Here is a 618-nt window from a genome sequence, read left to right on the forward strand (position 1 = left end):
AACTCCCCCCTCAACCCGCGCCAATATAGTGGCAAAATTCGCGTCACCCGTTTCAGCAAAAAGTTGTGACAGGGCCGTAAAACGACGCCAGCCTTTTTTCAGCTCAAACTGACCCTCAGACCCACGGTAAACTTCAATCGGTTCCTTTTGCCCGCGCGCTCGAATGGACGCTTTAAGTTCCTCCATCTCATCCGATGTCGCCACTTCCTCCAGCGCCAAACGGTCACGCGGCAGGTCCTTTGTGGAAATCTGCGTCAGCGGTAAAGCCACCAAAACGCGGCCTTCTTCATGGGCGACGCGGAACGCCTTTGCGTCGTCTGAATTGCGGCGGCGCTGTTCTATTTTGGCCTCGGTAGACCCTTGCAAACTTTCTGCGGCCTCGCGCACGGCGGCCCCCATCGGCCCAACGGATCGCTCGCGTGGCGGCTCAGAGGGTTTCGCTTCAACCGGGGCAAAGCCGAATTTGTTTTTAGACTTCATTGGTCAATCTCCTTGTGCGCGGCGTTTTCGGACCAAGACTTCATCAAAGTATCGCGGAACTCGCCATAGGCGCGGTCAAAGCTTTGGCGGGCGCGCTTCCATGTTTCACGGGTCATTTGACGATAGTCCTGCTCATAC

1 protein-coding gene and 1 pseudogene are annotated in these 618 nt (G+C 56.3%); both read right to left on the bottom strand.

Annotated features, from left to right (window positions below):
• The coding region (locus AB9F26_RS22215; protein ID WP_369769124.1) for a ParB N-terminal domain-containing protein at window positions 1-480 on the bottom strand (480 nt) is incomplete at its 3' end.
• Window positions 477-618, bottom strand: a pseudogene (locus tag AB9F26_RS22220) (chromosome partitioning protein ParA); the annotation flags it as partial. The gene AB9F26_RS22215 and the pseudogene AB9F26_RS22220, both read right to left, overlap by 4 nt.

Source organism: Falsihalocynthiibacter sp. BN13B15, from assembly GCF_041205415.1.
In the GTDB taxonomy this organism is placed as follows: Bacteria; Pseudomonadota; Alphaproteobacteria; order Rhodobacterales; family Rhodobacteraceae; genus Falsihalocynthiibacter; species Falsihalocynthiibacter arcticus.